Genomic DNA, 18,012 nt, shown 5'->3' with positions numbered 1-18,012 from the left:
GAAAATTTCTTTTGTGCAAAACAGACTTTTTCATAATCTAACCCGATGTACAACCCTTCTGTGAGATTTCCGCGTCGTGCGTTCGGCAACCCGGTCTGGCGCCTGCCGGGCGGTGGTCTCGCTGGACAGGAGGAGGCGCTGGTCAGTTGTGGAAAAGACACCGCCACAGCGCGCCCAGGCCTGCCGCCAGATGCTGGCGTGTTCCGCGCCTGGCTGTGCGGCGGGGCTGATCAGGTGCGCCGCCAGCCTGCGGGCTGCCCGGCGGTGGCGCGCCCTGCGGGCACCGGAGCAGACGGCGCGCGCGATACCGGCCGGATCGTGAGGGAGGCTGGCAACCGTATCCTCGATGATGCGGTCAAGCCGGATGCCCTTGCCGTCATCCAGAACGGCGACATCGATCGTGTAGGCCCCCTGCCGCCAGTCTGGCGGAAATAGATATGGATGTTCTCCGCGCTCCATTGGATGGCGTTGTCGATGATCTCGCACAGGGCGGATGTGGTGGATGAATATCCCTGGTCGCGCAGGCTGCGGATCAGGGTCTGCCCGAAGAACATGGGCACTTTCGCCCCATCCTTGAGCACGCGGTTCATTACGGCCCTGCCGCCGCGCGGGGCACCGTCCTCCCACGTGGCGACATCCGCCGTGGTCTGGATATCGGTTTCGACCGGCTTGATACCGTTGGTTCCTGCTTGTTTATCGGCCATGTGTTTTTCCCATGCTGTTGGCCGTCGCTGTAACGGCCTCATGACAACCATCAAGGAGATGGGCGGGCATGATCGTTACAGGCGCACAGGAAAATTCTGATGGCGGGAAAGGCTGCGCCTTCCTTCCGCATGCGGGAGGCTGGGGGCCATCCACGTTTGCGAAAACCGGAAAAAGGCGATGGCCTTGCTGCAGGCATGATTATGGAAAGCGGCACGGGGGCGGGAACCTCTGCGGAAAAATCAGGGACTGGCGTCGTATCGCATGCGTTATGACCGCCGTGCCCGTACTGTCTTTGTCCGCCACCCGCCCCGCAGCGAGCGTTATCTTGTGGTTGCCGTAAAGAGACCTGGATCCCGCGGCTAGAGCTTCTGCCGCATTTCCGTACGGATCTGGTTGCACTGCTTGGTAAAGACGCTGGCCTGGGATGCGGTCATGAAATTGATGATGAAAGCCCCGATCAGCGAACAGAATGACAGGCCGATCACGAATTTTCCGGTCACGCTGATGCTGGCATCGTAATATTCCGCTGAATACCACAGCAGGAAAAGGCTGAGTGCCGCGCCAATAAACCCAAGGATGCCGGTGGAATGGATAAGGGAATCTTCCTCGCTGCTGAACGATGAGGATTCCTTCCACAGCAGGTAAAGCTTCTGGTTCATTTCATCGACCTGGCAGTCATGCTCGAGCTGGGCGGCGGAGGTCACCTTTCCCGGTGCCGAGCGGTGCATGTCGAGTTCCTGCTGGGCCTTGGCAAAGACGCGCCGACGTTCCTTTATGGCGGGCAGGCTGATATCCACAAAGCTGAGAATAGCTACATTCAGGCCCGCCGATAACTGCACGACGGCCTGAAAATCACCCCACGTCTGACTCACGCGGCCTCTCCCTTATCCTCACATGCCTGTTATCACGATAGCGCAGGAACGCGTGATGCAGCAGATTATAAAAATGAACGGCAGGGCTGCATTCGCGCCCGTTATGCCGCCTGAAGGCGGGGGCGCCGGGCCGTACCTTCGGGCCGGAAGGGAAGGGTGGGCAGGCATGTATTCAAATCAAACCATTGTTAAAAAATAACAGATTGCAGATTATATTTTTCGCTTCCGGCATATCAGCGAATCAGGAGAAGCTTCAAAGAACGCGGGCTTTTGAAAAAAGAGGGCCTGCAGAAAACTTTCTTATGATTGCCGGACGTGTTCCGGGCTGGCGTTTCAGGCGGTCTCTTAGAATATTTTTAATTCTTTACGCCGATATTTTTCCTCCATGTCAGTTTTGGTGCTGTTGCCTTGCCGGAACTGGATTTATGCCATGGGGGGAAGAAAATGTCTGGTGGCCTAACCACGGGTATGAGCCGTTCCAACAGGGGCAGGTATGACAGGGGCGGCGAGTTCCCCAATGGCGCCATGACAGGCGCAAAATCCACGCCGGAACGCGAGGAAGCCGCATCCGCCGCGACAACCCATGATGCCGATCTTCACCTGATGACCGACCAGGGCGTCACCCTGCGCAAGATGCGCGAGGCCAATCGCTATGCGGTCTTCATGCTGCCCCCCGGTGTCGGCACGGTGCAGATCATGTCGCGCACCGTCCGCCCGGTTGGCATGCCTGGGGCCTGCGGCGATGAGTGCCGCCCGCGTGGCGTGCTGGTCCGGCATATCAAGCTGTTTGAAGGCACCGTGGCCCGCCATATCGTGATGCATCTGGCCCAGAAGGCACCGGCAGGATGGCATGAGAATTTTTACGCGCCCCGCCCCGAACCCTGCCGCTGGACGGATGGACAGGCGCTGCTGCATCTCGGTCCGCGCCACCCCGGCATGCTGGGCGTGCTGTGCCTGGAGGTTCTGGCCGGAGGGCCATATGGGGTGGCACCTGCTGGCAGCACGGCAGCAGATCACCCTTGCCTGAACCCGGAAGCGGCTGGAAAGCCAGTCCAGCAGTAACAGGAAAGATCCGGTAACACTTTTTTTCAAAAAAAACTTCGGGGCCGTCGCCAACAGCAATAAAAGGCGCGGACCCCACACTATCCAGGCACTGTTTTCAGGCACGCTATGAAGCGGCGGGGCAGCCACTCTCGAAGCCCGCCAGGAAAATCTGCACCGCACGGTGAAAGCGCGGGCGCATGCCCTGCTCGCTCCATGCGCGCTCGGGCGCGCAGGCCAGGCTTTGCAGCATCAGCTCGCCTATGGTCATGCCAAACAGCATGTTGCTGTACATCGAAATATCCTCAACCTTCCGGTTATGCGCCCGCACGTAGCGGTCGAGCCAGGTGGTGAGCACATTGTCCTTTCCGCCCGCGCGCAGACTGCCCAGGATCTGGCGGATGTCTTCCGATTGTGGTGATTCGGTAACGAGTGCCCGGATCAGGCTGATGCGGTCGGGCCGCAGGATCACGCCGCCAAGCCGCATGAGCAGTTCGGTCAGTTCCTCCACCGGGTCGGCCATGTGCAGGCATTTGCCGGGGCTGACATTGAACAGCCTGCTGCTGACCAGCGTGTGGAACAGGTCCTGCTTGGAATGGAACATGAGGTACAGCGTGCGCTTGGACATGGCGGAATGCTGGGCCACCTTGTCCATCGAGGCTGCATGATAGCCGCATTTCTGCAACACTTCGCTTGCCGCGTCGAGAATGCGCTCGCGGCGTTCGCATTCCTCCATTTCCGGGGGGCGACCGGGGCCGCGGCGCGGGGTATCACAGTTATCATGCATGGGGCCGTGTCCTTCCCGTCTAATCTTGCTCATTCGTAATCTGCTCCGGCCATTTTTGAATGGGTGCCCTGCTTGACCGCCTTATGGAGACGATATAGTTTTCCATTCATTGAAAACCAAATGGTTTCCTTATTTGGCTTTCCTATGGCGGCCATGTGCGGCAAACAGCACGGACGTGATTCAGAAACATTTTTAGATTACGGCCCTCAAGCCGGTTGGTGACCATGATGCAATATTCCCGTGTCGTAGCCCCGGCGGCTCTGATGCTTGCCCTGGCGGGGTGCCAGAAGCATGCCGCCCCCCCCAAGATGCCGCCCCAGCCCGTCACGGTCATGACGCTCAAGGCCGCCCCGGTGGAAATCCACACCCGGCTTCCCGGCCGCACCGAGGCGTTCGAGATCGCGCAGGTGCGCCCGCAGGTCAGCGGCGTCATCCAGAAGCGCCTGTTCGTTGAAGGCACGGACGTGCAGGTGGGCCAGCAACTCTACCAGATCGATCCCAGCGTCTACCAGGCGGCGGTGGACAGCGCGCAGGGCCAGCTGCTGCATGCGCAGGGCAGCGAGGTCACGGCACGCGCCAAGTTGAACCGCTACGGGCCGCTGCTCAAGGCCCATGCCGTGAGCCAGCAGGAATATGACGATGCGCTGGCCGCCGAGCGCGCGGCCCAGGGCGATATCCTGACTGCGAAGGGCCAGCTCGAGCGCGCCACGGTCGATCTGGGCTACACCCACATGAATGCCCCGATCACGGGCCGGATCGGCCGCTCCATCCTGACCGTGGGCGCGCTGGTCACCGCCAACCAGACCAACAACGTCGCCATCGTCACGCGGCTTGACCCGATCTACGTGGATGTGAACCTGCCCGCGACCGAGCTGCTGCGCTTCAAGCGCGAGCTGGCGCAGGGGCGGCTGACGCGCGCGGGCGACAATGCCGCCTCCATCAGCATCACGCTGGAGGATGGCACGACCTACGAGCATTCCGGCAGCATGGAATTCTCGGAAGTGAACGTGGATGAAGCCACCGCCACCGTCGTGGTCCGCGCGGTCATGCCCAACCCCGAGCGGCTGCTGCTGCCGGGCATGTACGTGCATGCCCAGCTGGCCGAGGGCCTGGACCCCAGCGCCCTGCTCGTGCCGCAGCAGGCCGTACAGCGCAACTCCCACGGCGACCCGCAGGTATGGGTGGTCGACGGCGATAACAAGGTCAGCCTGCGCGCCATCACGGTGGGGCAGGCCATCGGCACGGACTGGCTGGTGACCGGCGGGCTGAAAAGCGGCGAGCGCGTGGTGCTTGAGGGAGTGCAGAAGATCCACCCCGGCGACACCGTAACCCCGCAGGACGCGGCCGAACCGGCCAAGGCAGGATAACCCCCCATGTCTCTGTCGCGCTTTTTCATTGACCGGCCCGTCTTCGCGTGGGTGATCGGGCTGATCATCATGCTCGTGGGCGGGGTGTCGATCTTCCGCCTGCCCATCGCGCAGTATCCCTCCATCGCACCACCCCAGATTGCCATTACCGTGACCTATCCGGGCGCCTCGGCCGATACGGTGAATGATACGGTGGTGCGCCCCATCCTGCAGCAGATGTTCGGGCTCGATCACCTCGAATACATTTCCTCGCAGTCCTATGCCTCGGGGCAGATGGAAATCGACCTGACCTTCGCGCAGGGCACCAACCCCGACATCGCGCAGGTGCAGGTGCAGAACAAGCTGCAGCTCGCCCAGCCCAAGCTGCCGCAGGAAGTGACCGCGCAGGGCCTGAGCATTACCAAGGCCGTCAAGAACTTCATGATGGTGCTCGGCTTCATCTCGACCGATAACAGCATGAGCGGCGCCGATATTGCCGATTACGTGGCCTCGAACATCTCCGATCCGCTCAGCCGCGTGACCGGCGTGGGCGACCACACGCTGTTCGGCGCGGAATACGCCATGCGCATCTGGCTCGACCCCTCGAAGCTGTACAAATACGGCCTGACCGTGGGCGACGTGCAGACCGCGATCCAGACGCAGAACATCCAGGTTTCATCGGGTGAGCTGGGCGGCGTGCCGGCGGTGAAGGGCGCGCGGCTCGATGCGACCATCATTGGCCCCACGCGCCTGCGCTCGCCCGAGGAGTTCGAGAAGATCCTGCTCAAGGTGCAGCAGGATGGCTCGCAGGTGCGCATCCGTGACGTGGCCCGTGTCGAGCTGGGGCCGCAGACCTACAACACCCATTCCTACTATAACAACATGCCGGCCTCGGGCATGGCGCTCAAGCTCGCCCCCGGCGCCAACCAGCTCCAGACCGAGAATGCGGTGCGCGAGCAGATCAAGGAACTCGAGCAGTTCTTCCCGCCGGGGCTCAAGACCGTCTATCCGCTCGATACCGAGCCCTTCATCGTGCTGTCGATCAAGGAAGTGGTCATTACGCTGATCGAGGCGATCGCGCTGGTGTTCCTGGTCATGCTGGTGTTTTTGCAGAACTTCCGCGCCACCCTCATCCCCACCATCGCGGTGCCGGTGGTGCTGCTGGGCACGTTCGGCATCCTGGCCGCCCTTGGCTTTTCCATCAATACGCTGACCATGCTGGCCATGGTGCTGGCCGTGGGCCTGCTGGTCGATGACGCCATCGTGGTGGTGGAAAATGTCGAGCGCGTCATGACCGAGAAGAAGCTCTCCCCGCGTGATGCGGCCCGGCAGTCGATGGACGAGATCTCGGGCGCGCTGGTGGGCATCGTGCTGGTGCTTACCGCGGTGTTCCTGCCCATGGCGGCCTTTGGCGGCTCGACGGGGGTGATCTACCGGCAGTTCTCCATCACCATCGTTGCGGCCATGTGGCTTTCGGTGGTGGTGGCCATGGTCATGACACCGGCCCTGTGCGCCACCATGCTCAAGCCCGGCACGCATGAAAAGACCACCGGGGCCGCAGGCTGGTTCAACCGCCATTTCGCGCGGCTGACCACCTCATACAAGAACGGGGTGGGGCGCGTGCTGGGGCATGCGGGCCTGTCCATGCTGGTGTTCGTGCTGATTACGGCGGGCGTGGGCTGGCTGTTCATGCGCCTGCCCTCAGGCTTCCTGCCCGATGAGGACCAGGGCCTGATCTTTGGCCAGGTCACCATGCCCGCCGGGGCTACGCTGGAGGAGACGGCGGCCGTCAACCGCAAGGTTGCCGAATACGTGCTCAGGACCGAGGGCAAGAACGTCGAATCCGTCTATTCCACGAACGGGTTCAACTTCGCAGGGCAGGGGCAGAGCGCTGGCGCCTTCTTCATCCGGCTCAAGGACTGGGATGAGCGGCCCGCCGCCAGCCAGACCTCATCAGCGATTGCCATGCGCATCATGATGCATTTCTGGACCGACCCGGTCGCGCAGATCTTTGCCGTTAACCCGCCCGCCGTGCTGGAACTTGGCAACGCCACCGGCTTCGACCTTGAACTCGAAGACCGTGGCCACCTTGGCCACACCAGGCTGCTCGCCGCGCGCAACATGGTGCTGGGCATGGCCGCCAAGGACCGTCGCCTGACCGCCGTGCGCCCCAACGGCATGGAAGACGCGCCGCAGTTCCATCTCGATATCGACCGCGAGAAGGCCAATGCGCTGGGCATCACCATTGCCGACATCAACACCACCATCGAGGGGGCGCTGGGGTCGATCTATGTCAACCAGTTCCTGCGCGATGACCGCGTGAAGCAGGTCTACATCCAGGGTGAGCCCGATGCGCGCATGATCCCCGATGACCTGAACAAATGGTATATCCGCAACGCCACCGGAGGCATGGTGCCGTTCAATGCCTTCGTGTCCGGGCAGTGGATCATGGGGCCGCAGAAGGTCGAGGACTATAACGGCCTCAATGCCTTCGAAATCCTTGGCCAGCCCGCCGCAGGCTACAGTTCGGGCGATTCGATCGCTGCGATGAAGGAGATCCTGGCCAAGCTGCCTACCGGCGTGGGCTATGAGTGGACCGGGCTTTCGTTCGAGCAGATGGCCTCGGGTTCTTCCACCGGCCCGCTTTACGCGCTGGCGAAGATCGTCATCCTGTTCTGTCTTGCCGCGCTGTATGAAAGCTGGGCCATTCCGTTTGCCGTGTTGCTGGTCATTCCGCTGGGCGTGCTGGGCGCGATCGTGGCCACCCTGCTGCGCGGCATGGCCAATGACGTGTATTTCCAGGTGGGGCTGCTGACCACGGTGGGGCTGGCGGTGAAAAACGCCATCCTGATCGTGGAATTCGCCAAGGCGTTTTTCGAGAACGGGGCAACACTTGAGGAATCGGTGCTCGAGGCAGGCCGCGAGCGCCTGCGCCCCATCCTCATGACCTCCATCGCCTTCGTGGTGGGCGTGTTTCCGCTGGCCATCGCCTCGGGGGCGGGTTCGGCCGCGCGTGTCGCGATCGGCACGGCGGTGGTGGGCGGCATGGTGACGGCGACGTTGCTGGCCGTCTATTTCGTACCGCTGTTCTTTGTGGTGGTGCTGCGCCTGTTCCGCGTCAGGCGCCTGTCCGAGCGGACCAAGGGAGCGTAATGCGATGACCGTTCTCCCCACACTCAGGCGGGCGGGTGCCGCAACGCTGGCGGCCATGCTGCTGGCGGGCTGCACCATGATCCCGCATTACAAGCGCCCCACCCCGCCGCTGGCCAAGGCATGGCCTGCTTACGCCACCACGGGCGATGCGGTGGCCGAGAACCCGCTCGCGGCCAATCTGGGCTGGGCGGAATTCTTCACCGACCCCCGGCTCAGGGCGCTGATTGCCATCGCCATCCGCCAGAACCGCGACCTGCGGGAGGCGGCAGCCGACATCCGCCGCGCGCAGGGCCAGTTCGACATCCAGCACGCCAGCCTGTTCCCCGCCATCAGCGGTGGTGGCGAGGCGATGTTCCAGGGGCCATCGGATGCAGCCGGCCTGAGCTTTGCGCCTGGCCTCGATACCGGCCACCCGCCCATGTTCAAGTATTACCAGATGGGCATTGGCGTCTCGTCGTATGAGATCGACCTGTTCGGGCGCATCCGCAGCATGTCGCGCGAGGCGGCGGAACATGCGCTGATGCAGCGCGAAAACGCGCGCGCCATGCTGATCAGCATCATTTCGCAGGTGGCCACGGCCTATGTTTCATGGCTGGGCGACCAGGCCTCGCTGCGCCTGTCCGATGAGACGATGGCCTCGCAGGAAGCCACGCTGGAGATGGTCAAGGCCCGTTTCGCCCATGGCGAGACCGACCAGATGACCCTGCGCCAGACGGAAACACAGGTGGCGCAGAGCGGGGCCTTCCGTGATGAATCGCGCAGGCATGTGCGGCAGGATGAAAACCTGCTGACCATGCTCATCGGCCAGCCTATTCCTGACAACCTGCCGCCTGCCAGCCCGCTGGGGCAGCAGACCATCATGCAGGACCTGCCGCCGGGCCTGCCCGCCGAGGTGCTCGAGCACCGCCCCGACATCATGGCCGCCGAGCATGATCTGCTGGCCGCCAATGCCGATATTGGCGCGGCCAAGGCGGCGTTCTACCCGCGCATCACGCTCACCGCATCCGATGGCATCAGCAGCCTGCAGCCGCACAAGCTGTTTACCTCGGCTGCGACAACATGGGGCGTGTCGCCGCAGCTGCAGGTGCCCCTGCTCAACTGGGGGCAGAACAGCGGCAACCTGAAGGCCTCGCGCGCCATGCGCGCCGCCAAGGCGGCAGCGTATGAAAAGGCGGTGCAGTCCGCCTTCCGTGAAGTGGCGGATGCACTGGCCGCACGTGACACCTATCGCGATGAGACGGGGCAGATGGACCGGTATGTCTCGACCTCGGCCGATGCGTACAGCCTGGCCATGATGCGCTACAGGGCGGGGACGGATTCCTACCTCACCTCGCTGGTGTCGCAGCGCACGCTGTTGCAGGCGCAGCAGTGGCAGATCTCGATTGCGGTATCGCGCTACCAGAACCTCATCACCCTCTACCGCGCCCTTGGCGGCGGCTGGACGGAACATACGCCCGTGCCCGCGCCACCCAAAGGGCAGAAGGTGACCGGGAAGGGGTGAAGGGGGAAGTTTCCGGGTGCTGCCTTTTTTGAAAAAGGCGCTGTTCTTTCAAGGCTTTTTGAAAAAAGCTTCACCAGAAACTTTTGTCCTTAGTCCAGATGGTTGCCGCTGCGGCCCTGCTTGATGCGGCTGCGGTGCTTCTTGTTGTCCACCCGCTTGCGGCGCTGCGTGCGCGAGGGGCGGGTGGGCACGCGGTAGGCCTGCACGTGGCTGGCCTCGGCAATCATTTCATGCAGGCGGGCCACCGCATCCTCACGGTTGCGGATCTGGCTGCGAAAGCGGCGCGCGGTCAGCACGATCACGCCATCCGCCGTCATGCGGCTGCCCGCAACAGTCACCAGCCTGCTCTTGATGCGGGCGGACAGCGAGGGAGAATTGCGCGCATCGAAACGCAACTGCGCCGCCGTTGCCACCTTATTCACGTTCTGCCCGCCCGGCCCCGAGGCCAGGATGTAGGTCACATGTAATTCATCATCGGGGATGGTGGGGGGCGGCATGGCGGTTTACGGTCCTGAAGGGGGGCAGATGCGGCATCCGCCTATGGGCCGCCCTGCGTGGGCGGCATTGCTGCACGGGCTGTTTGCTATCACCATGCCCGCCACGTGATGACAAGAGCGGAGAAGCATAATCATGAACGATCAGGCTGAAACGGACCAGTTGCGCAAGGCGCTGGCCCAGGCGGCGGGCGATGCGGCGCAGGCCAAGGTCATGCCCGTGGTCAAGATGATCGCAGCCCAGCAGATCGTTGTCATGGACCTCATGCAGATGCTTGTCGAGGCGAAGGTGCTGCATGGTGATGAAATCGCCGCCCGCATGCGCCATCACATCGAACATACCGATACGAAGGACATGGCCGCGCGCGCCCTGTTCGAGCAGGTGCGTGCCCGCTTCGCATCGACCACCCCAAAAACCTGATTTGCAAGGAAGGTGTTACATGGCCGATCATCCTCCCGCCCTGCGGGCAGAAATCGTGGCGCTGAAGGCGGAACTCGCCCGCCTGCGTGAAGAACTCGCACAGGCCCGCAAGACCATACAGGACCTGAACCTGCAACTGCGGCGTGATGCGTCACGCCCCACCACGCGCTGAATGCGCCCGCCCGAGGGAGAACCCGCCATGAAAGAGGAACGCGACGCCGCAGGCCGGGCCGTGGTCTACCCCACCGTAAGCTGCGGGGCGGAGGCCGTGCAGGATTCCATCGTGGTGATGGACCTGTTCATGGCCACCGCACCCGAGCACATGCCCAAGGGTGACAGGCGCGTGGTGACCGTGCTGCCGCCTGAACTGGCCCTCAACCTTGCAGGGCAGTTGCGCAAGGCCGCCGAGCGCTGTCAGGCCGCCCGCGCGCAAAAGCAGGACAGTGCCTCAACCCCCGCGACCTGACAGCGCCCGCATGCCGCCATAGCGCAAATTGACCGCAGCCTGCCCGCCCTGCACGGTCGGGATGGTGAGGGTGTTCTCCAGCCCGCTGCGCATGGCCTTTTGCGAGGCCATGTGCACGATGCCCACCGGCGCATGCGGAAAGAACAGGTTGACCAGCGTGCCCGTGGCCTCATCAAGCAGCCAGGGGCCGATATAGTTGTGGCTGTTATCGAGAAAGGTTACGGGCAGGCCATCGATATATACGGCCAGCGCAATGCAGAGCTGGTCCTGTGTGAAGGCCATGTGCCGCCGGGGCAGGATCCGCGCCTGCCACTGGCGCAGCACCGGCCAGATGGGCGCTTGGCGGTGCAGGCAGAATACGCCCGCATTGAGCAGCGGCTTGGCCCCGATGCGCTTGCGGATGGCAAATGGCAGCCGGGCGCGGGTGGCGTTTTTATACAGGAACGAGCGGATCTGCATCCAGCCGGGGCAGATCCAGCGCACGCCCAGCAGGTTGGCCAGCTTGGCGCCAATTTCAGGCACGATGGCAAGGCTCTGGCCCTGTGCCGCGGCAAACATCCGTTCCAGCGCCTGCCCGTCCTGCACCCATGTATCGGCATCGAGCCACAGGATCAGATCAAAATCGGGCAGCATCTGGTCAAGCCACAGCTTGCTGATGTTGATGGCAAGGTTCGGCCGGCTGGCCAGTGCCCGGCGGGGCGCGTAATCGGGAATATGGGGTGCCAGCAGCCGCACGCCCTGCGCCTGCAACGCCGTGCGCTGCCCTGCCGTCATGCCGCAGTCGATCACGGCGATGGCCGTGTCGGTATGGTCGCGGATGGAGGCGATGAGTTCGGCCACCAGTTCAAAATAGGCGTGGTCGCACCCGGTTACGATAATGCGGCGGACAGCAGGTGTCTCGGGGCGGGCAGGCGGCGTCATGGCCGCATATAAGCACAGGACGGTGTGGGCGGAAATACAGGGCTTTTTTCAGGTTCTGGCACCGGCGGGCGGCTGGCGGTAACGCGCGCTCAGCGCAGGGTGGCGAAACGCCATGATGGCGCGCAGGCTTTCATGCGCCACCCATGCCTCGTTGGTGGTGCGTGAATTGCCGTGCACGCGGTAGCGGCACAGGATCTCGGGCACGTAGGCGGCCTGGAAGTCGTGGTCGATGAATTTCAGCCAGAAATCGTAGTCTTCCCAGCCTTCGTCAATATGGCTGTAGCCATCCACCGCCACCCACGCCTCGCGGCGCAGCAGGGCCATCACGTCCACGTAGTTTTCACGCACGATCTGGGCGGGGTCCCATATATCGGCCGAGCCGATGCGCTGTTCCTTGCCAAAATATTCAAGCTGGCAGTACGTGGCGTCAAACCCGCCATCCACCGCCGCCGCGTGCAGGCGGGCAATGGCGCGGGGATAGATCATGTTATCCGCATCCATGACAAACACGAACGCCCCCGCCGCATGGCGGAACGCGGTGTTGCGCGCGGCTGACGGGCCAAGGTTGCGCGTATGCACGACCAGGGTGCAGCGCCAGAAACGCGCGTGGTTTTCCTCCATCCACGCGGTGATCAGCGCGACCGAATCATCCTGGCCCGAGCAGTCATCTACCACCACCAGCTCAAGGGCCGGGTGGGTCTGGGCGGCAAGCGAGTCAAGCGCTTCGATGATGTAGCGGCCATAATTGAAGTTGGTCACGCACAGGCTGACCAGGTCGGCAGGCTTCCTGCGGCGGTGCCTGAAGGTGAAGGCGTCCTGTTCGGTCGCCATCCAGGGGGCAGCGATGCTCATTCTTCCGGTGTGCTCCATACATGGGCGATAAAGTCGCGGATGCGCGTGCAGCATGCCCGGTTGCCCGATGGCGTGCCGATCAGTTCCAGGGCGCTCTGGCGGATGGCCTCGGCCTTTGCCTGCCCTTCCGGCGTGCGGGTGAGCCATTCGACAAGGTTGGGGATATGGCGGCCCGTTTCCTCAAGGAAATGCTCGCCCGCCCGGAACACCGGATGCGGCAGGCACGGCTCGGACACCACTACCGCCCCATTGGCCATGGCGCCCTTGACGATGCGGTGCCATTCAAAAAAACCGTAATCATCGCGGTGGATGTTCAGCGCGATGCGTGAATGCCCCGCCACATGGGAGGCCAGGCGCGAGAGCGGCCTGTCTCGCGGGCTGGTATCGATGGGTGTCGTGAACTTGCGGTAGTAGAAATAGGTGCGGTACTGCGCGAAAAAACCGGCATTGCGGGCAAAGAACTTCTCGCGGTGGGCGGAGAGGCCGCCAAAAAAGCTGATATCCAGCCCACGCTCCGCAAAAGGCGTGGCCGGGTCGGGGCGCTTGCGGCACGCAGGCGGCAGGATGCGCACCATGGGGTGCTGCATGTCGTCTTTTTCCAGATAATCCCGCGTGGCGCCGATCGTGGGGGTGAAATGGATGGCGGGCAGCCCGGCCTGCCGGAAGCTCTCGGCCATCTGGTGGCAAATATCGATCACGCCCGCCGCCATGAGCATGAAGGGCAGGCCGCGCTCGAACCACAGGGTCTGGGGCTGTTCGGTATTGAACATGATGGCATCACGGATGATGGCGCCCGTGGCCCAGTCCCGCCCGCGCCCGAGATGGAAGAACTCATGCGGGGCGACGAAAATGCACAGCGCGGGCCGGTCATCGATGCTGGCGGTCTCATCAAGCAGGCGGCAGTCCAGGCCGCCGTCGCTCAGGCTGCGATGCAGGTCGGCCGCGATTTCGTGGATGAAGACATTCCCGGCTGAATTGTAATAGACGCCGATGCTTTCGGGCACCGGGCCGCCAGGGGCGAGGTAGTCCGCATCATCCAGCCCCTTTGCCGCGCATAGCGCGCCCAGCGTTTCCGATACACGCAGCGGGCTGAAGATGCGCCGCCCTTCGGGCACGCCATACAGCAGGGCGTGCTCGGCCATGTCCGTCATGTCGCGGTCGAGGTCGCGGTTGCTGTCATGATAGGCGCCGGGCTCGAAAAACGGCAGTTGCTCCAGCGTGCGCACGCCGATGCTCAGGTCCTCGAGGTGGAAGCGCGTGAGCAGGCCCTGGTGGGCCACATGGCAGCCCGCATGCGTGTGCAGGAAGTGGAGGAAGGGGTTGCGGTTGCGCGCCCCCGCATCGGGGTGCTGGATCAGGTAGGCATCGGGCCGGAAGTTGCGGTTGGGCTGCCGCCCTTCACGATAACCGTATTTGACGTAGTGCAGCAGGGGATCGAGTTCCGATCCGGCCACATCGGTGTAGGTGGCCAGATAGAAGGCGGCGTCGAACTGGCCGGACTCCCTGATCTGCTGGAGGTCCTGTTGTTCCGTGGGCGTCAGTGTCAGGAGCAGGTCCGCGGACAATGGCTCTTACCTTGGCTGGGGGCATCATGGGGTGTGCCGGTGCACATCCCTCCTGCTAGGGCACATCCCTTAAGAATTGATTATTGCAGGCGCGGTTTTTGGCGCCGGGGCGCGGGTTGCGGGCCGTATCCTGTACCGTGCAGTCATAAAAGCCCGGTTATGCGGGGCCGCCTGCCATGGCCCGGCATCGGGATCGGGCTGCATGTATCCGGTATTATCAATCATGATGGATATGGTATCGGGCGCAGCCAGAAGGGCCACGGCATGGCGCAGGGGCGGAGGGCAGGGGCCAGCCCCATGCATGCCCGCGGCATGACAGCTTTGCCGCCCTTCTGTTATCATGGCGGCTGGAAAAAGCGGTGCCACCCGGTGTGGCGGGCCATCAGGGCCCGGCGCATGGGGCTTTCGGGCCCGGCAGGGGCACAGACAGGGAGATCGGGTGCATGTATCCGGCCCAGATGGATGAAGATAAGGGCCTGCGGGCCTTTGCGCGGCGGCACTGGTGGGCCTGCATGAGCGTGCCGGTGCTGCTGTGCCTGGGAACGGTATTCGCGCTCTACCTGCACTGGAGCGCGCGCAGCGAGGCGGATTTTGCCCAGCACAATATCCTGATCAAGCATTCGCAGGAGGAGGCGGCCTTCGCCCAGCAGCTTGCCGTCGATGACCAGACCATCATCAGGGACCGCAAGGTCTTCCTTGACTTCACCCGCGCGGACTTCGCACGCATCGCTCCCCCCGCCCAGATGACGTGGCTGCTGAAGGAATACGCCAAGTTCGATATCAGCCGCGTCAAGGTCTATGATGGCCACGAGACCCGCCCCTTCACGCCCACGCCCTGTTCGGTCGCGCTGTGCTTCGTGCCCATTTTTGTGGAGGAACTGCATGATGATCCCCTCCACAACAGCAAATACATCCAGGTTGGCGCGCTCGAGGACATGTCTCATACGCTGATTGTCGATGCCGAGCAGTTCTGGCGGTTGCGCAAGCTGGTCCTGCGCATAGACGCCATCCTGTTTGCCGATCAGCGCGAGCAGATGAATGCTTTCGAGAAGGCGATGCAGCTGCGCGCCTCGCTTGACGTGCTGCGCGCCGATGCCCAGAAAATTCATTGAGCGTGCGTTTTAAAAACAGGGCGCTGATCACAATTTCCGGCGGCCGGCCCCGTGCGGAAAGGCAGCACTTCATCCACGCTTCCCCAAAAAAGGCGCGCCCCAGAACTTCCTTCATTTTTAAACGCTTTGTAAATATCCTGCGTCCCGTTTCCCTTCAGGAGTTTCCATGACCGCTACCCTCCCGCATCCTGCCCCATCCGTGGTTCCGGTCATCCTGTCAGGCGGGAGTGGCAGCCGGTTGTGGCCTGTCTCGCGCAGTGCCTACCCCAAGCAGTTCTGGCCGCTGGTCTCGCAGCGCACCATGGTGCAGGAGACCGCGCTGCGCAGCCATGGGCCGGGTTTCAGCGCGCCCATCGTGGTGTGCAACAACGAGCACCGCTTCATCATGGCCGAACAGTTGCGCGAGGTGGGCATAACCGCGCCGCGCATCTTGCTTGAGCCGGTCGGGCGCAATTCTGCCCCCGCCATTGCCGCCGCCGCCGTGCTCGCGGCCGAGACCGACCCCGATGCGGTGCTGTGGATCATGGCCGCCGATGCCGCGATGCAGAAACCGCAGAACGTGGCCCCGGCACTTGCGCTGGCGGCACAGGTGGCGCGCGCCGGGCGGATCGTGACCTTCGGCATGACCCCCACGCGCGCCGAGACCGGCTATGGCTATATTGAAAAGGGGGCGCCGCTCGCGGGATATGACGGCGCCTTCGCGGTCGAGCGGTTTGTTGAAAAGCCCGATGCGGCCAATGCGGAGCGCATGTTCGGCTCGGGGCGCTTTTTGTGGAATTCGGGCATGTTCGTGTTCACGGCCCGGACCCTGTTGCAGGAGATGGAAAAATTCGAGCCTGCCGTTCTCGCCGCCGTGCGCGAGGCCGTGCGCGAGCGGCGCTCCGACATCGATTTTGAGCGGCTGGACCCCACCGCCTTCGCGGCCTCGCCCGACATCTCGATCGATTATGCCGTGGCCGAGCGCACCGACCTCATGACCGTTATCCCCGGTGATTTCGGCTGGTCGGACGTGGGCAGTTGGGATGCGTTGTGGGAACTCGGCCCGCAGGATGACGCGGGTAACGTGGTCAGTGGCGACGTGGTGCTCAATAACACCACCAACAGCTACGTGCGCACCGATGGCGTGCTGACCGCGGTGAGCGGGGTGGAAGACCTGCTTGTGGTGGTCAATGAGGATGCGGTGCTGGTGACCCACCGCCAGCATGCGCAGGATGTGAAAACCATCGTGGCCCGGCTCAAAAAGGCCAACCGCCCCGAGGCCACCGCCCATCGCCGCCGCTACCGCCCCTGGGGCTTTTATGAGACGCTGATCATGGGCACCCGCTTCCAGGTCAAGCGGATCGTGGTGGAGCCTGGGCAGATGCTGTCGTTGCAGAAACATTATCACCGCGCCGAGCACTGGGTGGTGGTGGAAGGCACGGCGCTGGTCACGCGCAATGAGGAGGAGATCCTGGTGCGCGAGAACGAGAGCGTCTACCTGCCGCTGGGTGCGACACACCGGCTGAAAAACCCCGGCCGCATTCCGCTCACGCTGATCGAGGTCCAGTCCGGCCCGTATCTGGGCGAGGATGATATCGTGCGGCTCGAGGATGTGTACAGCCGCGCCTGACGGGTGCCATGGCAGGTATTGGGGGTTCATATTTCCTTCATAAAACTGTCATGGACATATCATTTTCATTACGGATGTTAATTTTTTATTCTCCGGCCTGTCGGCTGCAAGGCCAGACGCGTCTGTATTCTTCATGTCGGAGAACATGAGTATTATGTCCTTTTCTGCTCGAATGCTTACCTGTGCCCTGCTGGCAAGCGCCCTGCCCGTCATGGCCCATGCCGCTGACATTACAGGGGCCGGTTCCAGCTTCGCCGCGCCCATCTATGGCGCCTGGGGGGCGGATGCGCGGAGTGCTGCGGGCGTCAACCTGAATTACCAGACCGTTGGTTCCTCCGCCGGGCAGAACCAGATCCTGGCGGGCACGGTTGATTTTGGCGCCTCCGACGTGCCGATGGATGCGCAGAAGCTGGAAAACGCCCACCTGTTCCAGTTCCCCACGGTCATGGGCGGCATCGTGCCGGTCATCAACCTGCCCGGCATTGCCGCCAACCAGATCCAGCTTGATGGCCCCACGCTTGCCGCCATCTATCGCGGCGAGATCGAGCAGTGGAATGACAAGCGCATCGCCGCCCTCAACCCCGGCGTGAAACTGCCTGATACGGCAGTGGCCACCGTGCACCGTGCCGATGGCTCGGGCACGACGGCGGTGTTTACCGGCTATCTGGCCCGTGTCTCGCCCGAGTGGCGCGAAGGGCAGGGTAGTGGCGCTTCCATCGCCTGGCCCGGCGGCATTGGCGCGCGTGGCAATGATGGGGTGGCCGCCTCCGTGCGCAATACCGAGGGCGCGATCGGCTATGTCGAATATGCCTTCGCCGCCAACGCGCACATGGTCACCGTCAAGCTGAAGAACCACAGCGGCGCCTATGTCGCCCCTGATATGGACAGCTTCAAGAGCGCTGCCGAGGCCGCGGACTGGAAGGACGCCTCCCACTTCGCCGTTGACCTGCTCGACACGGCGGGTGCTGGCGCGTGGCCGATCGTCTCGCCCACCTATGTGCTCGTGCCGGTGCCCACCGCCAAGGCCGAGCATGGTGCCGCCGTGCGCAAGTTCTTTGGCTACGCCCTCAAGAGCGGCGATGCTGCGGCCTACAAGCTCGACTACGTAACGGTTCCCGCCACGGTCAGGACCGAGATCCTGCGCCAGTGGGACAGCGCTAAATAACA

The 18,012-nt window shown here is 63.2% G+C and carries 17 protein-coding genes; 10 read left to right on the top strand and 7 right to left on the bottom strand.

Translation table 11 applies throughout. The features are described 5' to 3' along the window. Positions 1-230 precede the first annotated feature (230 nt). Together DV027_RS09615 and DV027_RS09610 are read right to left on the bottom strand one after the other, a co-directional pair. A complete protein-coding gene (locus DV027_RS09615) occupies positions 231-704 on the bottom strand; it encodes a hypothetical protein (RefSeq protein WP_130731590.1) in 474 nt (157 codons plus the stop codon). A gap of 360 nt (positions 705-1,064) precedes the next feature. Then, positions 1,065-1,577, bottom strand: coding sequence for a hypothetical protein (locus DV027_RS09610; RefSeq protein WP_130731589.1), 513 nt, complete (start codon positions 1,575-1,577; stop codon positions 1,065-1,067). Between the two features lie 468 nt (positions 1,578-2,045). Between DV027_RS09610 and DV027_RS09605 the strand changes: the two genes are divergently transcribed. Continuing rightward, complete coding sequence (locus DV027_RS09605) at positions 2,046-2,639, top strand: hypothetical protein (RefSeq protein WP_130731588.1); 594 nt, start codon at positions 2,046-2,048, stop codon at positions 2,637-2,639. A gap of 106 nt (positions 2,640-2,745) precedes the next feature. Here the strand turns inward: DV027_RS09605 and DV027_RS09600 are convergent, their stop codons facing one another. Continuing rightward, positions 2,746-3,405 carry a TetR/AcrR family transcriptional regulator gene (locus DV027_RS09600; RefSeq protein WP_242621822.1) on the bottom strand — a complete coding sequence of 220 codons (660 nt, stop codon included), beginning with the start codon at positions 3,403-3,405 and terminating at the stop codon, positions 2,746-2,748. Between the two features lie 224 nt (positions 3,406-3,629). Here DV027_RS09600 and DV027_RS09595 point away from each other — a divergent pair, with 224 nt between their 5' ends. The 3 genes from DV027_RS09595 to DV027_RS09585 are packed head-to-tail and all read left to right on the top strand — an operon-like array spanning position 3,630 to position 9,405. Beyond that, positions 3,630-4,772, top strand: coding sequence for an efflux RND transporter periplasmic adaptor subunit (locus DV027_RS09595; RefSeq protein WP_130731587.1), 1,143 nt, complete (start codon positions 3,630-3,632; stop codon positions 4,770-4,772). 6 nt (positions 4,773-4,778) lie between these two features. Continuing rightward, positions 4,779-7,904 carry an efflux RND transporter permease subunit gene (locus DV027_RS09590; RefSeq protein WP_130731586.1) on the top strand — a complete coding sequence of 1,042 codons (3,126 nt, stop codon included), beginning with the start codon at positions 4,779-4,781 and terminating at the stop codon, positions 7,902-7,904. A 4-nt stretch (positions 7,905-7,908) separates the two neighbouring features. Then, positions 7,909-9,405 carry an efflux transporter outer membrane subunit gene (locus DV027_RS09585; RefSeq protein WP_130731585.1) on the top strand — a complete coding sequence of 499 codons (1,497 nt, stop codon included), beginning with the start codon at positions 7,909-7,911 and terminating at the stop codon, positions 9,403-9,405. 89 nt (positions 9,406-9,494) lie between these two features. Here the strand turns inward: DV027_RS09585 and arfB are convergent, their stop codons facing one another. Next, the gene (gene arfB / locus DV027_RS09580) at positions 9,495-9,902 is read right to left on the bottom strand and encodes an alternative ribosome rescue aminoacyl-tRNA hydrolase ArfB (protein WP_130731584.1); all 408 of its coding nucleotides are present in this window, start codon (positions 9,900-9,902) and stop codon (positions 9,495-9,497) included. A gap of 133 nt (positions 9,903-10,035) precedes the next feature. Here arfB and DV027_RS09575 point away from each other — a divergent pair, with 133 nt between their 5' ends. From DV027_RS09575 to DV027_RS09570, 3 genes are read left to right on the top strand one after another with little or no spacing between them, the layout of a single operon-like run. Next, positions 10,036-10,320 carry a hypothetical protein gene (locus DV027_RS09575; protein WP_130731583.1) on the top strand — a complete coding sequence of 95 codons (285 nt, stop codon included), beginning with the start codon at positions 10,036-10,038 and terminating at the stop codon, positions 10,318-10,320. A 19-nt stretch (positions 10,321-10,339) separates the two neighbouring features. After that, entirely contained in the window at positions 10,340-10,492 is a 153-nt protein-coding gene (locus DV027_RS17530; RefSeq protein WP_165399157.1) for a hypothetical protein, read from the top strand. A gap of 27 nt (positions 10,493-10,519) precedes the next feature. Continuing rightward, on the top strand, positions 10,520-10,786 hold the full coding sequence (locus DV027_RS09570; protein WP_165399156.1) for a hypothetical protein: 267 nt from the start codon (positions 10,520-10,522) through the stop codon (positions 10,784-10,786). Here the strand turns inward: DV027_RS09570 and DV027_RS09565 are convergent. Genes DV027_RS09565 through DV027_RS09555 form a run of 3 tightly spaced genes read right to left on the bottom strand, consistent with a single transcriptional unit; the run spans position 10,769 to position 14,124 of the window. Beyond that, entirely contained in the window at positions 10,769-11,707 is a 939-nt protein-coding gene (locus DV027_RS09565) for a glycosyltransferase family protein (RefSeq protein ID WP_130731581.1), read from the bottom strand. The two genes, DV027_RS09570 and DV027_RS09565, sit on opposite strands and share 18 nt — an antisense overlap. 48 nt (positions 11,708-11,755) lie before the next feature. Continuing rightward, the gene (locus DV027_RS09560) at positions 11,756-12,559 is read right to left on the bottom strand and encodes a glycosyltransferase family 2 protein (RefSeq protein ID WP_130731580.1); all 804 of its coding nucleotides are present in this window, start codon (positions 12,557-12,559) and stop codon (positions 11,756-11,758) included. After that, positions 12,556-14,124 (bottom strand): CgeB family protein, encoded by a 1,569-nt coding sequence (locus tag DV027_RS09555; protein WP_130731579.1) that lies wholly within the window; start codon positions 14,122-14,124, stop codon positions 12,556-12,558. The genes DV027_RS09560 and DV027_RS09555 overlap by 4 nt, the downstream gene beginning before the upstream one ends. A 443-nt stretch (positions 14,125-14,567) precedes the next feature. On the opposite strand from DV027_RS09555, the gene DV027_RS09550 reads away from it, so the two are divergent. The 3 genes from DV027_RS09550 (at position 14,568) to pstS (ending at position 18,010) form a co-directional block, all read left to right on the top strand. Then, positions 14,568-15,236, top strand: coding sequence for a hypothetical protein (locus DV027_RS09550; RefSeq protein WP_130731578.1), 669 nt, complete (start codon positions 14,568-14,570; stop codon positions 15,234-15,236). A 166-nt stretch (positions 15,237-15,402) separates the two neighbouring features. Further along, on the top strand, positions 15,403-16,845 hold the full coding sequence (locus tag DV027_RS09545; RefSeq protein ID WP_130731577.1) for a mannose-1-phosphate guanylyltransferase/mannose-6-phosphate isomerase: 1,443 nt from the start codon (positions 15,403-15,405) through the stop codon (positions 16,843-16,845). 172 nt (positions 16,846-17,017) lie between these two features. Beyond that, complete coding sequence (gene pstS, locus DV027_RS09540; protein ID WP_130731576.1) at positions 17,018-18,010, top strand: phosphate ABC transporter substrate-binding protein PstS; 993 nt, start codon at positions 17,018-17,020, stop codon at positions 18,008-18,010. Positions 18,011-18,012: the final 2 nt, after the last annotated feature.

Source organism: Komagataeibacter xylinus (genome assembly GCF_004302915.1).
In the GTDB taxonomy this organism is placed as follows: Bacteria; Pseudomonadota; Alphaproteobacteria; order Acetobacterales; family Acetobacteraceae; genus Komagataeibacter; species Komagataeibacter xylinus_C.
Note: the sequence above shows the minus strand (reverse complement) of the source record. Positions and strands in the feature narration are given on the sequence as shown.

Bases quoted from the DNA above. Each gene is read 5' to 3' on its own strand.
- DV027_RS09550 (WP_130731578.1), top strand. From the start codon at position 14,568: ATGTATCCGGCCCAGATGGATGAAGATAAGGGCCTGCGGGCCTTTGCG.
- DV027_RS09600 (WP_242621822.1), bottom strand. From the start codon at position 3,405: ATGCATGATAACTGTGATACCCCGCGCCGCGGCCCCGGTCGCCCCCCG.
- DV027_RS09545 (WP_130731577.1), top strand. From the start codon at position 15,403: ATGACCGCTACCCTCCCGCATCCTGCCCCATCCGTGGTTCCGGTCATC.
- arfB (WP_130731584.1), bottom strand. From the start codon at position 9,902: ATGCCGCCCCCCACCATCCCCGATGATGAATTACATGTGACCTACATC.
- DV027_RS17530 (WP_165399157.1), top strand. From the start codon at position 10,340: ATGGCCGATCATCCTCCCGCCCTGCGGGCAGAAATCGTGGCGCTGAAG.
- DV027_RS09585 (WP_130731585.1), top strand. From the start codon at position 7,909: ATGACCGTTCTCCCCACACTCAGGCGGGCGGGTGCCGCAACGCTGGCG.
- DV027_RS09565 (WP_130731581.1), bottom strand. From the start codon at position 11,707: ATGACGCCGCCTGCCCGCCCCGAGACACCTGCTGTCCGCCGCATTATC.
- DV027_RS09575 (WP_130731583.1), top strand. From the start codon at position 10,036: ATGAACGATCAGGCTGAAACGGACCAGTTGCGCAAGGCGCTGGCCCAG.
- DV027_RS09570 (WP_165399156.1), top strand. From the start codon at position 10,520: ATGAAAGAGGAACGCGACGCCGCAGGCCGGGCCGTGGTCTACCCCACC.
- DV027_RS09560 (WP_130731580.1), bottom strand. From the start codon at position 12,559: ATGAGCATCGCTGCCCCCTGGATGGCGACCGAACAGGACGCCTTCACC.
- DV027_RS09605 (WP_130731588.1), top strand. From the start codon at position 2,046: ATGAGCCGTTCCAACAGGGGCAGGTATGACAGGGGCGGCGAGTTCCCC.
- DV027_RS09590 (WP_130731586.1), top strand. From the start codon at position 4,779: ATGTCTCTGTCGCGCTTTTTCATTGACCGGCCCGTCTTCGCGTGGGTG.
- pstS (WP_130731576.1), top strand. From the start codon at position 17,018: ATGCTTACCTGTGCCCTGCTGGCAAGCGCCCTGCCCGTCATGGCCCAT.
- DV027_RS09595 (WP_130731587.1), top strand. From the start codon at position 3,630: ATGATGCAATATTCCCGTGTCGTAGCCCCGGCGGCTCTGATGCTTGCC.
- DV027_RS09615 (WP_130731590.1), bottom strand. From the start codon at position 704: ATGGCCGATAAACAAGCAGGAACCAACGGTATCAAGCCGGTCGAAACC.